This window comes from Secundilactobacillus oryzae JCM 18671 (assembly GCF_000740055.1).
Taxonomy (GTDB): Bacteria; Bacillota; Bacilli; order Lactobacillales; family Lactobacillaceae; genus Secundilactobacillus; species Secundilactobacillus oryzae.
Map to the genome: position 1 here is coordinate 1 of NZ_BBJM01000040.1, position 12,705 is coordinate 12,705.

General features: G+C 44.3%; 16 protein-coding genes. 5 read left to right on the forward strand and 11 right to left on the reverse strand.

The genetic code is table 11. The features are described 5' to 3' along the window. Positions 1 to 110: 110 nt before the first annotated feature. The gene (locus LOSG293_RS08615; protein ID WP_034529383.1) at positions 111 to 773 is read right to left on the reverse strand and encodes a phosphatase PAP2 family protein; all 663 of its coding nucleotides are present in this window, start codon (positions 771 to 773) and stop codon (positions 111 to 113) included. Between the two features lie 146 nt (positions 774 to 919). Here LOSG293_RS08615 and LOSG293_RS08620 point away from each other — a divergent pair, with 146 nt between their 5' ends. Together LOSG293_RS08620 and LOSG293_RS08625 are read left to right on the forward strand one after the other, a co-directional pair. After that, a complete protein-coding gene (locus LOSG293_RS08620; protein ID WP_034529384.1) occupies positions 920 to 1,765 on the forward strand; it encodes a sulfite exporter TauE/SafE family protein in 846 nt (281 codons plus the stop codon). Next, positions 1,765 to 2,142 carry a DUF1634 domain-containing protein gene (locus LOSG293_RS08625; protein ID WP_034529387.1) on the forward strand — a complete coding sequence of 126 codons (378 nt, stop codon included), beginning with the start codon at positions 1,765 to 1,767 and terminating at the stop codon, positions 2,140 to 2,142. Before LOSG293_RS08620 ends, LOSG293_RS08625 begins: the two co-directional genes overlap by 1 nt. Positions 2,143 to 2,340: 198 nt before the next feature. Here LOSG293_RS08625 and LOSG293_RS08630 read toward each other — a convergent pair whose 3' ends face one another. The 5 genes from LOSG293_RS08630 to LOSG293_RS08650 form a co-directional block, all read right to left on the reverse strand. Then, positions 2,341 to 2,820: a threonine/serine exporter family protein gene (locus LOSG293_RS08630; protein WP_034529390.1), complete on the reverse strand. Its 480-nt coding sequence runs from the start codon at positions 2,818 to 2,820 to the stop codon at positions 2,341 to 2,343. A 12-nt stretch (positions 2,821 to 2,832) separates the two neighbouring features. Continuing rightward, positions 2,833 to 3,612, reverse strand: coding sequence for a threonine/serine exporter family protein (locus tag LOSG293_RS08635; RefSeq protein WP_235786843.1), 780 nt, complete (start codon positions 3,610 to 3,612; stop codon positions 2,833 to 2,835). Then, a complete protein-coding gene (locus LOSG293_RS08640; protein ID WP_034529393.1) occupies positions 3,612 to 4,502 on the reverse strand; it encodes a cation diffusion facilitator family transporter in 891 nt (296 codons plus the stop codon). Before LOSG293_RS08640 ends, LOSG293_RS08635 begins: the two co-directional genes overlap by 1 nt. A gap of 110 nt (positions 4,503 to 4,612) precedes the next feature. Continuing rightward, positions 4,613 to 5,167 carry a GNAT family N-acetyltransferase gene (locus tag LOSG293_RS08645; protein ID WP_034529396.1) on the reverse strand — a complete coding sequence of 185 codons (555 nt, stop codon included), beginning with the start codon at positions 5,165 to 5,167 and terminating at the stop codon, positions 4,613 to 4,615. Between the two features lie 553 nt (positions 5,168 to 5,720). Next, on the reverse strand, positions 5,721 to 5,987 hold the full coding sequence (locus LOSG293_RS08650) for a helix-turn-helix domain-containing protein (protein WP_051907275.1): 267 nt from the start codon (positions 5,985 to 5,987) through the stop codon (positions 5,721 to 5,723). Between the two features lie 172 nt (positions 5,988 to 6,159). On the opposite strand from LOSG293_RS08650, the gene LOSG293_RS08655 reads away from it, so the two are divergent. Beyond that, positions 6,160 to 6,858, forward strand: a complete 699-nt coding sequence (locus tag LOSG293_RS08655) for an AzlC family ABC transporter permease (RefSeq protein WP_034529399.1) — start codon at positions 6,160 to 6,162, stop codon at positions 6,856 to 6,858. Beyond that, a complete protein-coding gene (locus tag LOSG293_RS08660; protein ID WP_034529402.1) occupies positions 6,855 to 7,181 on the forward strand; it encodes an AzlD domain-containing protein in 327 nt (108 codons plus the stop codon). Before LOSG293_RS08655 ends, LOSG293_RS08660 begins: the two co-directional genes overlap by 4 nt. 64 nt (positions 7,182 to 7,245) lie before the next feature. Here LOSG293_RS08660 and LOSG293_RS08665 read toward each other — a convergent pair whose 3' ends face one another. The 5 genes from LOSG293_RS08665 to LOSG293_RS08685 all read right to left on the reverse strand — a co-directional run bounded on the left by LOSG293_RS08665 (position 7,246) and on the right by LOSG293_RS08685 (position 11,930). Next, on the reverse strand, positions 7,246 to 7,647 hold the full coding sequence (locus LOSG293_RS08665) for a hypothetical protein (RefSeq protein WP_034529405.1): 402 nt from the start codon (positions 7,645 to 7,647) through the stop codon (positions 7,246 to 7,248). A 124-nt stretch (positions 7,648 to 7,771) separates the two neighbouring features. Beyond that, on the reverse strand, positions 7,772 to 8,362 hold the full coding sequence (locus LOSG293_RS08670) for a GNAT family N-acetyltransferase (protein WP_034529408.1): 591 nt from the start codon (positions 8,360 to 8,362) through the stop codon (positions 7,772 to 7,774). A 64-nt stretch (positions 8,363 to 8,426) separates the two neighbouring features. Further along, positions 8,427 to 9,191 carry a DUF1003 domain-containing protein gene (locus LOSG293_RS08675; RefSeq protein WP_034529411.1) on the reverse strand — a complete coding sequence of 255 codons (765 nt, stop codon included), beginning with the start codon at positions 9,189 to 9,191 and terminating at the stop codon, positions 8,427 to 8,429. Positions 9,192 to 9,264: 73 nt separating this feature from the next. Beyond that, positions 9,265 to 10,158, reverse strand: a complete 894-nt coding sequence (locus LOSG293_RS08680; protein WP_034529414.1) for an RluA family pseudouridine synthase — start codon at positions 10,156 to 10,158, stop codon at positions 9,265 to 9,267. A gap of 44 nt (positions 10,159 to 10,202) precedes the next feature. After that, on the reverse strand, positions 10,203 to 11,930 hold the full coding sequence (locus tag LOSG293_RS08685) for a thiamine pyrophosphate-dependent enzyme (RefSeq protein ID WP_034529416.1): 1,728 nt from the start codon (positions 11,928 to 11,930) through the stop codon (positions 10,203 to 10,205). Between the two features lie 143 nt (positions 11,931 to 12,073). Between LOSG293_RS08685 and LOSG293_RS08690 the strand changes: the two genes are divergently transcribed. Next, on the forward strand, positions 12,074 to 12,601 hold the full coding sequence (locus LOSG293_RS08690; RefSeq protein ID WP_034529418.1) for a type 1 glutamine amidotransferase domain-containing protein: 528 nt from the start codon (positions 12,074 to 12,076) through the stop codon (positions 12,599 to 12,601). Positions 12,602 to 12,705: the final 104 nt, after the last annotated feature.

The window sequence follows — 12,705 nt, forward strand, 5'->3', positions numbered from 1 at the left end:
ATGGCATGACCCCGAAAGAATTTCGGAATCATGCCATTCTAAAAACTGCATAGCTATTTTAATTATTTGAACTGTCTACTTGACTCGGAGCAGTCCCGTCACAACGTTTTTTAGATCTTTGAATTTTTTAAAAACGACCATTTTTTCATCATTGGCGCTAAAGCGAGATAAAGCCATTCGGCCACCTGAATCCAGGCATAGGCCAACAACATGGCGCCAACTGTGTCAGATGGATAATGTGCACTCAAGTAAACTCTGGACATCGCCACCAGGAATAATAACAAGATCATAAATGCCCTAAGATAAATCTGGTTGAGGTGATTCTGCATCATTGGAACGACTAGAATCCAAAGCAAGGCCACTAAAATGAAAAAACCAAACACATGACCGCTAGGGAAACTGAACCCATCATCCGCTGCCAAATGATCAAATGGCCGAGCCCGTTGCACAACTTCCTTCACAATTTTGGCAATGACATCACCACCCAATAGCGTGCATAGTGCCCACAATGCCGGAATCTTGTACTTGAAGCCCCATAGTAAGAATGCCAACACAAGTGTCCACACAATCGTCATCGTAGGACTAGCCAAGCCAGAGATTAACGTAAACAAACCATGTTTCAATGCCGATTCATTATCCTGAACGAGTCGTTGAACGACGGTGTCAATTAAATCTAAAATGCCGGACTTATTCATCACCAAGATCATCAGCCAGCCAAACAAAACGCCGCTGATCAGGAATCGTAAAATCCGTGTTCTTTCTTTATAAATCATATCCAAACCTTCCCAAACATTTATATCGTGAGTATACCATACCCAACTAAGCGAAATCGGCATTCTAAAGCAATTTTAATCCAATTTAAATCGCCATTCGGAATGTGGTATTCTTAGTAGTTGGAACTACAGAGGAGGAAATTGATTTGATTGCAACTGCACTACTACTTATTCTGGTCGGCCTATTTGCCGGCGTTGCTGGGGCTATACTCGGTCTTGGTGGGGGAATTATCATCACACCCGTTTTAACGCTAGCCATGGGGCTCGATATTAAATACGCAATCGGCGCAAGTATCATTGCCGTCATTGCAACCAGTTCTGGTTCAACTGTCGCTTATTTACGCGATGAGGTCTTGAACTTACGAATCGCGATGTTTCTAGAAATCGCCACCACCGTTGGCGCTATCTTCGGCGCCTTATTAACCGGCATCCTAAATCCGGCTTATCTTTATGTTCTGTTTGGGCTACTACTCCTATTTTCTTGCTGGAACATGATTCGCAAGCTACGAATGGGTACGGAGCTCAACGAGACCGTTAAGGCGGATAAGATTGCTGAAAAACTCAATCTTAACGGTAGTTACTTTGATAAAGCCGAACTCAAAACGGTCGACTATAACGTCAAAAATGTGCCGGGCGGCTTTTCAGTGATGTTTGGTGCTGGACTTGCCAGTGGCCTCTTAGGAATTGGATCTGGTGCCTTCAAAGTGATGGCAATGGACACCGTTATGCACATGCCACTCAAGCCATCATCTGCCACCAGTAACCTTATGATGGGGGTTACCGCCGCAGCCAGTGCCACCGTTTACTTTTTTAATGGTTCCATTTTGCCACAAATTGCCGTACCACTTGCACTAGGTATTTTAGTCGGTGCGGTCATTGGTTCCCGGGTCATGCAAGTCTTGCCAGCCCGTGTGATCCGAATGATTTTCGTACCCGTCATCTTCTACATTGGATTACAAATGCTATTTAAAGGATTCGGGGTGAACATCTAATGGCACAAAAGACAAAGGAACAATCTAAAGAAGCAATGGCCAGTGTGGAAATTCTCATTGGCCGCATTCTTCAAGGTGGCGTCTTTATCTCTGCCGCTATCCTGGCACTAGGCCTGCTACTCTTCTTGATTAATCAATCCGGTGGTTACCCAGCTGGTCAGCATCCTCAAACCATCCTCACCATCTTAAGTGGTGTGGTTGCATTCAAACCGTTTGCGATTATGATGCTGGGTCTGTTTTGTTTAATTCTCACCCCCGTTCTCCGGGTGGTCGTTTCAATCTACGCATTCGCTAAAGAACACGACACGCAATACGTCGTGATTACAACGATTGTCCTCATTATTTTAGTTATCAGTTTCGTGATTGGATATTTTTAAAACTAAACGAGGCTGTGCCAAAAGTAAATTTTGGTACAGCCTCGTTTTATTTAACCTAACCGAACTATTTATTTTAATCGTGCTCCAGAAGTCAGTTGCCTCCGCCTAACTACGATTAACGAACAATTCCAGAAACGAATTATTCGCCAATCTAGGTTAGTGCTCAGCAACTGCCCGACTTCTGTCACAACTTCTTTTTTATAGCTTTGGATTTCTACGATTCTCTCGTAACCAGCGCTTCGCCCACTTTGTCGGAATACGAACGCTCACCCGGTTCACCGTTTCCGCCAAAATAAAGCCAAACGCGATGGCACCAGCAATCATAATAACTTCAAACATAAACTTGGTCCCCAGTTCAGTATTCCCAAGCGCAAAGTTCTTTACCATTTGATATGCCTGTCCCCCCGGAACTAATGGAACAATACTTGGAATATTAAACAGAATCATGGGCATTTTCTTATACCGGGCAGCCGCCATACTGGCAATTCCAATCACGACAGCGCCCAATAAATTGGCGATAACGTAGCCACCGATAAAGTACATGTACAACCAGTAGATGAAGAAGCCAAATGTCCCAACAATTCCGGCTAAGTTTAGCGCATGGCGAGGAATATTAATCAGGATACTAAACGCCACTGTTGCAATATATGTACTAACTAACATGACAATCAACTGCATCTAACGAACCTCCTACATAATTCGTAGTACTAAGGCAATTCCAAAACCAATCGCCGCCGCACTCATTAATGCCTCAACGCCACGTGCTGGCCCGCTCACCAAATTACCTGCTAACGTATCACGGACCGAATTGGTAATCGGCACCCCAGGAACAAGTGGCATAATACCGCCAATGATGATGTCATCAACGCTCGTTCCCAAATTAAACCGAATTGCGACAATAGCCAGTAATCCAATCAAAATGGCAGCCGCAAATTCGCTTAAGAAACGAACTTTCACCCACCGATTAAGCCAGTAAAATGCCGCCCACCCAGCCGCACCAATTACACAACTCATGGGAAAATTGGTTAATGACTGTCGGAAAACCAATTCTAGTGGACCACTAACCATCGCGGCACCAATCAACTGAAGCCAAAACGGGAAGTACTTCGGATGTTTCTCTAACTGAATCAGGGCGCTTTCAAATGTCACCAGATCAATCGTGTGGGCTGCAAATTGCCGAGATAAGTCGTTCACGGCGGAAATCTTTTCCAAATCAAACGTCCGCTTCTTCACCGGTTCAATTTGCGCATTCTGTTTCCCCGTAATGGACATCATAATCCCGGTAATCATCACGAATAGTTTACTATCCGCAACGCCAGCATTTTTAGCAATCCGGGTCATCGTATCTTCGACTCGGGTAATCTCCGATCCGTTTTCAATCATAATTCTGCCCGCTCGTAGCGCTACCTGAACCACTAAATCTTCCTGTGCTGTCACTTCCGACAAACCTGTCATCCCCTCATCACTCATTAAATATCGCGTCCTTGGTCATAAATCAAATTTTCACCCTTACCCCGAGCTGCTTCAGCTTGGATTGTGACATGAGATATTTTATATTTCGTTTGTAGTAATTTTTCAATTTCTCGGTAAACGGGTTCCACATCACTCAGGCACATATCGGCCATGTTGACATGGGCGGAAAAAACGATACTGTTTTCGTCCACCATCCACGCATGAACGTGATGCACGTCATTAACGCCTTCGAGGGCAACTAAGTCGTGCCGAATCGCCTCATAATCGAGTTTTGGGGCCCCCTCCATCAAAATGTTGATCGCCTTTTTGATAATCGGCCAGCACTCAAAGAGAATATAAACCGCCACTAGGATGGTAATGATTGGATCAATAATCGTAATGTTGTAAAACTTAATCACTAATGCGCCAATGATCACACCCACTGAAGACAACGTGTCACTCATTAAATGGAGGTAGGTCGCCCGGATATTCATATTATGATGGGAACCCCGATTAAGTAACATCACCGAGATTAAGTTGGCTAATAAGCCAACCACAGCGACGATCATCATTAAGGTGCCGTTAATGGTTTCAGGTTCTCGCAGGCGGTTAATGGCTTCAATCACCAGAAAGACGGAAATAAAAACGAGCAGAAAAGCGTTAAGCAAAGCTGCAATAATTTGCGCACGCCGGTACCCAAACGTGTTTTGTTGATCCTGTGACTTTTGACTAATTCTATGCGCCACGTAGCTCAGCACAATTGATAGAGAGTCTCCAAGATTGTGGAATGCATCCGACAACAAAGCCAGACTGCCAGATAACAGCCCGCCCACAATTTCTAAAATTGTAATGCAAACGTTTAGGAGGGTCACTCCAAAGAAACGTTTGCCAGTTAAATTATCATGCATGGCGATTCCCCCTCTTCGCTTTCATTATCGCATTCACAACCGAAAATGGGAACCAAAAAAAGTCCCAGATTCGGCCAATGCCGTCTCTAGGACTCATCATTCAACTATTCTTATTTGCTCGTTGATTTAACTGGTACCTTAACCAAACGTTCATAGGCATAGTCATAAACATCATCAAGGCCCATGTTCAAGAGTTTCACCATGCCAGTTTGTTCAAAACCAGACTTCAAAATGACGTATTGCATGCCCTTGTTGTCAGGGTGCGTGTCAATTCGTAGGCTCTTAATTTCTGGCATCTGATTAGCGACTTCGTTGTAGATTCCCTCAAGAAGTTTGTAGCCAAGGCCCTTACCATGGTGGTGACTAGAAACGGCTACGCGGTGAATGGCAACCGTGTCAAGCGTATCCGTCTCAGTAAGCCACTCGCCTTCAATAGTTTGATAGCTGGCATCTTGACCAGGGATTACCGCAGCTGCCCCCAGAATTTCACCATCTTCCTCGAGAACTAAAGTGTAGCGTCTTTCAATATCATCGACAATAATCTCGGTATTTGGATAACCACCTTGCCATTGGTCAACACCTTGTTCGGCCAATCGCTCGCGACCATCCATCACGATTTTTTCGATTTCTTGAAGATCTTTCATTTCTGCTTTTCTGATTTGCATTGCGTAAATCCCTCCTCGTTTTTGCCCTTAATTTAACTAAGATTTTGCCATTCTATACACTTGGCAGAAAACTTGCAATCGATTTGACTGCCTATTTTCATAAAAGTTTCATGAGTTAAATTCCTCGGAAAGGGCCCTGATAAAACAAGGATTTTCGCACTTATATTAAAAAAAGACCACCCGAGAATTTCTTAAACTCGGATGGTTTTGAAGGAAACATCGTAACGCCACAAGAAAACAAAAGGTGAACTTTAATTTTCAATTTACACGTTGCTTCAATAATACGATTTCTAACCTATGATTAATCACAGGTTCTCAATGCGCAATTTTAACGCGCTATTTGATTGGCTCATTACAAGTCGGCTAAACAACACGTCACAACATGACACTCCGACCCAGCCGTAAAGATCGGTCGGTATGAGAAATTTTTAGTGCGTTACGATTTATTCCGCTTCCTCCAGCTCTAAAATACCATTCTCAGCCCCAAACAACAAATAGAAATGCTCCTAATAAAAAAATCACTCGGTTAAACACCGGGTGATTGTCTTTTGATTTAGCTGAATAATCCCATTAAACTCTGGCTAGCTTCATTTTTGGCAGTCTGACAAGGTAACATCAATGCCTTCAAATCGTCTAAGGAAGTACCATTATCGTGGAAACAAGCAATCATATCTAACCAATACTGATCAGAATCGCCGAATTGCCAAGCACTTTCTGGTTGATCTTGATGGCTAGGCAACAAGCCAGCGTGAACGTATTCGCGAATCCGGTCCTCTGTTACCCCCGTTGATTTCGCAAAATCCGTAAGCGTCATTTCCATCATAGTACCTCCTCTCAAATTTATATCGTCGTTATCATACAACCACCAGATATGAAAAGCAACCATAATATCGTTAATTCCTGCTTGTATAAGATGATATTTTAATGAGAAAATAGGCGTTACTTAATCACAGTATCAATAATTTAATTTTATACATAAGGAGGCCTCAATAATGAACGCCGATCTATCATTTCGTGCCGGGATTAAAGACGTTGTACCAACCCTTTTCGGCTATATTGGCGTCGGACTAGCTTTTGGGGTAATCGGCCATACGAGTCACCTTTCTATCCTGGTGATTGCCTTCATGTCGCTTTGGGTTTACGCTGGGGCATCCCAATTCATCATTGCTAATATGTTACTGGTCCACGACCCTATCTCCGCAATTGCGGTATCCACATTTCTCGTGAATTCCAGAATGATTTTAATGTCGACCACCTTAGCTCAATATTTCCGTAAGGATTCGATGCTAAACAACATCGGCATTGCCCTGCTGACAACCGATGAAACCTTTGCACTCGCAATGAACAAATTAAACCGTACCAAACAGCAACTCTCAGCCAAATGGCAACACGCTGCCAATCTATTGGCATACGCCACCTGGGCAGTCGCCACAGTGGTTGGCGCGTGGCTTGGTAGCCTCATCGAATCACCTGAAAAACTTGGCCTTGATTTTGCTTTGGTGGCCATGTTCATCGGTCTGGTCTACTTGCAACTAATTAGTGATAAATCGATAAAATTTGCAGTCCAGCTCCTAGTCATGCTATTTGTGGCAATCTGCTTATACTTCGCGATGGCTGTGATGCCTGGTAACATGGCAGTACTCCTTGCAACGGTATTGGGTTGCTTGTTTGGGATGGTGATTGAAAAATGAGTCTATACGTCTTTTTAGCCATTGTCGTTTGTGGTTTCGTTACTATCGCGTCACGAGTATTACCTTTCATCTTGGTCAAACAGTTTGAACTGCCAGCATTCATCGTTAAGTTTCTGTCGTTTATGCCCATCACGATTATGTCCGCGCTCATGTTCGAAAATATGCTGATTGCCAGAAGCGGGCAACTTCCCCTATTTGATTGGCAAAATATTTGGGCAGCAATTCCGGCTGTAATTGCAGGAATCCTGACCAAAAGTTTGCTGGTCATTGTGGTTGTCGGTATTGTGGCGATGGCAGCGTTACGGTTTTATGGAATTGGCTAGTAAAAAGTCGCCTCATCAACAGACGAGACGACTTTTTTGTGCTCACATCAAGATCCCTAATTCTCTAATTTTCTTCAATCATTCGCCATTCACCTTCATTGGCTTTTGAAATATCGTTCAAAAACTTCAAGACGAGTTGGGCGCGTTCTGGTTTATGGGTAAATAGCATATTCAGTCCTTCACCCGTTGGTAGCGGGCTGCTCAAACCAAATTGACCGTTTTCCAGTGTACCTTCAGAAAAGGCCACAACCGTATCACCGGTATCAATCTTCGTGATGATAAAGAAGAAACTAAAATCCTCATCTTCCGCCATAAATGCTGGCATTGCCCAAATATCATCGGCAATCTCATTCATCTCGTAGTCTAAGAATTTATAGTCCTTATGGTTCTTTTCAGTGACGGGTTCGGATAGGACGAGTAGCATCTGGCCAAACTCGTCATCCCCCAATTTCAAGTTTTCCTTCATTAATTATGGCCTCCATCAATTGTTTGTCTCATTTTACCAGTGTCAGGACGTCCCTGCATTGGAATTAAAAGAGAGCGTGCTCACAAAACCAGGTTTTGTCGCACACTCCCATTAATTATCACGTTTAGTTTGCGACCTTCACCTTATTGTGAACGCCACGTTGCATATGGTAATACTCATGATCACCGATCATTCGCTTACCCACGACTTCAAACCCATGACGCTCATACAGTTTCATCGCGCCCGGATTTTCAAAGTCCACGTTAAGCCCAATCACTAATTGACCGTTAGCATCTGCATACTTCGGCAATGCCTTCAACAATTGACTACCGACTCCGTGTCCCTGATACTCTGGTGAAACCGCAATCGAATCTAGATACCATTCGTGACCACTCGTCTCTGATTCAAAGGAAACAGGTTCCTCAAAATCATCACTTTGAGCGGAAAGGTCCTCTAAAACCCGATCAACGGCTTCTTCGTTTTCGCTAGGATACCCGAAGGCAACCCCAACAACTTGGCCATTGGCCTCGGCCACCACGGTGGTCGCCTTACCGGACAGGTAATCTTTCGTCCGGTAAGCCATCGTGATGACCTTCTCTAATCCAGGTTCGGGAACGTCTTCTAGTTCTTCAAGTTGCATCTCGTCGAAAATTAAATTAATTAACGGCGCTATCTGACTAGCATCATCTGATTGAGCTGTTCTTATCGTTAACACAAAAATCCTCCTAATTGTTACTTAAGCCATAGCATACTGAACAATTGGAAAATTGTCAAAGCTATTAATCTTTCGACTTCAGCTCATCAAACGACTGCTCAAGTGACTCCTGGCGTAGCCTCAACTCCACTAATTCACTGCGAATTTCACTTAAAATTTCAATTTCAATTTTAGAAACTTCTAGAGAATGTGGCATTTGATTTTGTGATAAATGATCTAACTTTGCGTGTAAAATCCGTAATTCATGCTCAGACTTGAGAGTTACGTGGTAGTCATTTTCGGCGTCCAATCGATCACGATCAGCGGCCCGATTCTGACTCATCATAATAATGGGTGCCTGAATCGCTGCAATACAGCTCAAGAATAGGTTCAATAAAATGAAGGGATAAGTATCAAACCGAATCCCAAACAACCCAAGGCTGTTCACCGACATCCACAGTAGTAGCACTAGCGTGAATACGATAATGAATCCCCAGCTACCACCGAATCGAGCGATATCGTCCGCAATCCGCTGCCCGACCGTAAGACTATTAGCTAGTTGAGAGTTCACGTCCTTCACTTCATAATCATCGCTTTGAAGAGCCTTAGTAAGTTTACGATTAATCTTCCCACTTTGCTTCAAATCGGTGTTAATGAAGGCATCAACTCCCGCCAAACGATACTTTAGCAAGTGATGGCTACAGATAAAATCTTGGGGCCGAGCCTTCGGGTTATCCGCCTTGATACGATTTCTCAAATCAGGGGCCAGATCCTTTAGAAGGACGACCTCTTCAACTTCGTATTCTCGATTATCGACCAGACATTTCACAAGTTCCGGATTCGTTGCCATTTGATCACCTCAACTTCTTCAATAAGTTTATTGTACCATTCTCCAACCCATTAAAAAAAGCAGCGTGCTAACGCTACTTTTCTAGGTTTAATTTTAAGGGGGCCAGGTCAACAGGCAGTGGTGCCTCAAACGCCTCAGCCGCTCCTGTGAACGGATCGGTGAAGCTTAATTGACTGGCATGTAAAGCTTGGCGGATAACCCCTAGCTCAAGTGGACCGTGATAAAGTTCATCCCCCAAAAGTGGATGACCCTCCGACTGGAAGTGAACTCGAATCTGATGAGTGCGCCCTGTTAACAGGTGCACTTTAACCATTGAATACTGGTCATTAGCCGCTAAAACCCAGTACTCCGTTTGGGCACTTCGACCATCTGACGCAACAATCTGGTTAAATCCCTCATCTGCCTTACGAATCGGCTTGTCAATAATGCTGTGTTCAGGGGTGACTTGCCCAGCGACAAAGGCGAGGTAAGTCTTATGGAGCGTGTTATTTGCCAACTGTTCACTAAATAGTGAGTTTGCATATCGGTGCTTTGCAATCAATACCAGACCACTTGTAAATCGATCCAACCGGGTAATGATGTGTGGTACTAAGTGCTCTGATCCCTGCTTCACCAAGTAACCCTTTACTCGATTCACCAAGGTATCTTCTCGATTACTAGGACCAGGTACCACAGTCAATCCGGCAGGCTTATTAACCACCAACCAATTGGCCGTTTCCGCCACAATGTCAATGGGCTCAACACTAACTGGCACGTTAGGATCGGCCGGTTCTGGAGGTAGCGTCATCGTGACCACGTCTCCCACCGCCAACATCTGTCCCGCTTCGACGGGATGACCGTTAACTGTGATTGGCGTTCCCGTTTCCTTCTTGATGGCACTCAACAAACGGTGACTCACACCCTTTGTTGCTAAAAATTTTTTAACTGACTGATCAACTTCCGACACTTTTTGCCATTCAAATTGCATCCCGCTTCAACCTCTTTCTCTTCATCTAATAGATAGTACCAGATTTAGAGCAAGGTCGAAAGCGCTGGCTGTTCCTGTTCAGAAATGCCATATTTTTCACGGAAATCCTTAATTGTTTTCGTGTCAAACTGATTGGAATCAAGTGGCATGAAGCTGGTGTCTACAGGATCCTCATTTTTAATAGTCGCTTCAATCACGATAGGTTGATGATTACCTTCTTGCTGCAACTGACGTACTTGTTCAAATACCTGATCTAATTCGGCCTGCGTCCCAGCTTGAAAGCCGTGGGCGCCCATGTTTTCTGCCACACCAGCCCAGTTAGCGCCAACAAATTGCACCCCATAATCGGCTTGGCCCCGACTAGACTCTTCGTGAGAAATGAAGCCGAATGCGGAATTTTTCATAATCACGGTGATGACTGGCGTTTGGTACTGAACCTGGGTCAATAGATCTTGAGAAACCATCGTAAAACCACCGTCGCCCATGATACTAAAGACCTGCCGCTCTGGCATTTCCAATTTGACCGCTAAACCAGCACCTAAGCCATAGCCCATCGTCCCAATCCAAGACGACATACTCATATCTTGATTAGCATCAAATGGTAATTGCCGTGAAGCCCAGGTGACGTTATTACCGACGTCTAACGCAAAGTAGGCATCCTTCTCAGCGTGTTGTTTAATCGTATTAATGACGGCTTCAGGAGTTAGTGGTCCAGCTTGTGTTACTCGACTGGTCAGATAGTGCTGCCAATTCTGTCGGTTGGTGCGATTAGCCTTAAGCCAGTCGTTAAATGGCACCAAATTCCCTGCGTCATAAACCGCCTGCAGGTATTGACCACCATCAGCTACAACTGCCTGGTCTGCTTGAACCTGACGTCCTAAAGCCGACAAGCGTGTATCAATCTGAATGACCGTTTGATTCTTAGGTAAGAAACGGGCAAACGGATAGTTGGTTCCCACCATGATGAGTAGGTCAGCTAATTGACCGGCTTCAAAAGCTGGTTTTGTCCCAATCCGCCCCATGGATCCCAAATTATTCTCAAACGTTGTTGAAACGGCTTTGATTGCCGGTGCGCTAGTTACTACTGGTATTTTAAATTTTTCAGAGAACGCTTGAATAATGTCACGTTTACCCACCATTCCTTGACCAACTAACAAGAGTGGGTGCTTAGCTGACCGGATGCGTTGCAACGTTTCTTGAACGTCAGCTTCCTCGATTTGACTTGTGACCGCCACTTGGTGAATTGGCTTCGTTTTGATTGGCTCAAACTCGATGGTTTGGGCTGGTAGGTCGTCCGGCATAATGATGATTGCGGGTCCCTTGTGGTCGTAAGCGTATCGAATGGCGGCATCCACAATCGCTGGAATCTGTTCCGCAGTCGTGATTTGCTTATGAAAATCAGAAAAATCGGTAAACCAAGCGTCTTCATCCATTTCCTGTAGGTAAGCGGTATTGATTGCCTTCGTTTCGCTTTGACCGACAATGGCTAATACCGGCACGTGATCCATTTTGGCATCGTACAAACCATAAAGTAAATGAAGGGCGCCAGGTCCAACCGAACCGCACATGACCCCAATTTTACCAGTTGCTTTCGCGGTTGCGACGGCTGCTAAAGACCCCACTTCTTCGTGACGAACCTGAATGTATTCAATTTTGTCACGTTCCTGGTAAAAGCCGTCAATCACGGTGTCGGCGGGGATGCCGTACACTCGTTTGATATCCCAGGCTTCCAAAACTTGTGCTAATGCTTGTGATGCTTTCATCTGCGTCATAATATTGCCACCCTCCATTTATTACGTCACTTTAAATGTACACCAATTTTCACAAGTTAGAAAGGGCTTACATTATAATCAAATTCATTGCGAAACCGCCCCTATTTTAGCTATAGTGGAACTAGTAAAGGAGGCTTTTTATTATGGCAGAAAACAGGCGAATTGCCGTTCTAGTCACGGACGGTGTAGAGGATGTTGAGTTAACCTCCCCAAGAAGCGCACTTCTCAAAGCTGGTTACTTTCCGATTTTAATTGAAGACGAGGCGGGCAAAATTATCATGGGTAAGCATGATAATCCATTTACGCTTGATGAAGGAATTGATTCAGTCTCTCCAGATGACTTCATTGCGCTCCTACTCCCAGGTGGGTATTCTCCCGATCATTTACGAGAGGACCCAAGATACGTTAAGTTCACTAAGGCATTCATGGATGCAGGCAAACCCGTCTTTGCCATCTGTCACGGTCCTCAGCTACTCATTACCGCAGATGCGGTTAAGGGCCGTCACATGACCGCCTTCAAGACAATTCAAGTCGACTTGAAGTTTGCGGGAGCAGACGTTGAGGATAAGACCGTTATCGTTGATGACAATCTGGTCACAAGCCGAACACCCAAGGACCTCCAAAACTTTAACGAAGCAATTGTGAAACAATTGGATGGTGTAACGCTTTAAATCAAAAAAAGGGGCTGTGACATAAGTCCCAAAATAAAAGGCACTACCGTCAGATTTTAAAAACTGATGGTAGTGCCTTTTTGATATAATGAAAAATAAAAAAA

Coding starts and splice junctions, on each gene's coding strand:
- LOSG293_RS08655 (WP_034529399.1), top strand. CDS start 6,160: ATGAACGCCGATCTATCATTTCGTGCCGGGATTAAAGACGTTGTACCA.
- LOSG293_RS08625 (WP_034529387.1), top strand. CDS start 1,765: ATGGCACAAAAGACAAAGGAACAATCTAAAGAAGCAATGGCCAGTGTG.
- LOSG293_RS08660 (WP_034529402.1), top strand. CDS start 6,855: ATGAGTCTATACGTCTTTTTAGCCATTGTCGTTTGTGGTTTCGTTACT.
- LOSG293_RS08685 (WP_034529416.1), bottom strand. CDS start 11,930: ATGACGCAGATGAAAGCATCACAAGCATTAGCACAAGTTTTGGAAGCC.
- LOSG293_RS08645 (WP_034529396.1), bottom strand. CDS start 5,167: ATGCAAATCAGAAAAGCAGAAATGAAAGATCTTCAAGAAATCGAAAAA.
- LOSG293_RS08640 (WP_034529393.1), bottom strand. CDS start 4,502: ATGCATGATAATTTAACTGGCAAACGTTTCTTTGGAGTGACCCTCCTA.
- LOSG293_RS08635 (WP_235786843.1), bottom strand. CDS start 3,612: ATGAGTGATGAGGGGATGACAGGTTTGTCGGAAGTGACAGCACAGGAA.
- LOSG293_RS08615 (WP_034529383.1), bottom strand. CDS start 773: ATGATTTATAAAGAAAGAACACGGATTTTACGATTCCTGATCAGCGGC.
- LOSG293_RS08675 (WP_034529411.1), bottom strand. CDS start 9,191: ATGGCAACGAATCCGGAACTTGTGAAATGTCTGGTCGATAATCGAGAA.
- LOSG293_RS08680 (WP_034529414.1), bottom strand. CDS start 10,158: ATGCAATTTGAATGGCAAAAAGTGTCGGAAGTTGATCAGTCAGTTAAA.
- LOSG293_RS08650 (WP_051907275.1), bottom strand. CDS start 5,987: ATGGAAATGACGCTTACGGATTTTGCGAAATCAACGGGGGTAACAGAG.
- LOSG293_RS08665 (WP_034529405.1), bottom strand. CDS start 7,647: ATGAAGGAAAACTTGAAATTGGGGGATGACGAGTTTGGCCAGATGCTA.
- LOSG293_RS08630 (WP_034529390.1), bottom strand. CDS start 2,820: ATGCAGTTGATTGTCATGTTAGTTAGTACATATATTGCAACAGTGGCG.
- LOSG293_RS08690 (WP_034529418.1), top strand. CDS start 12,074: ATGGCAGAAAACAGGCGAATTGCCGTTCTAGTCACGGACGGTGTAGAG.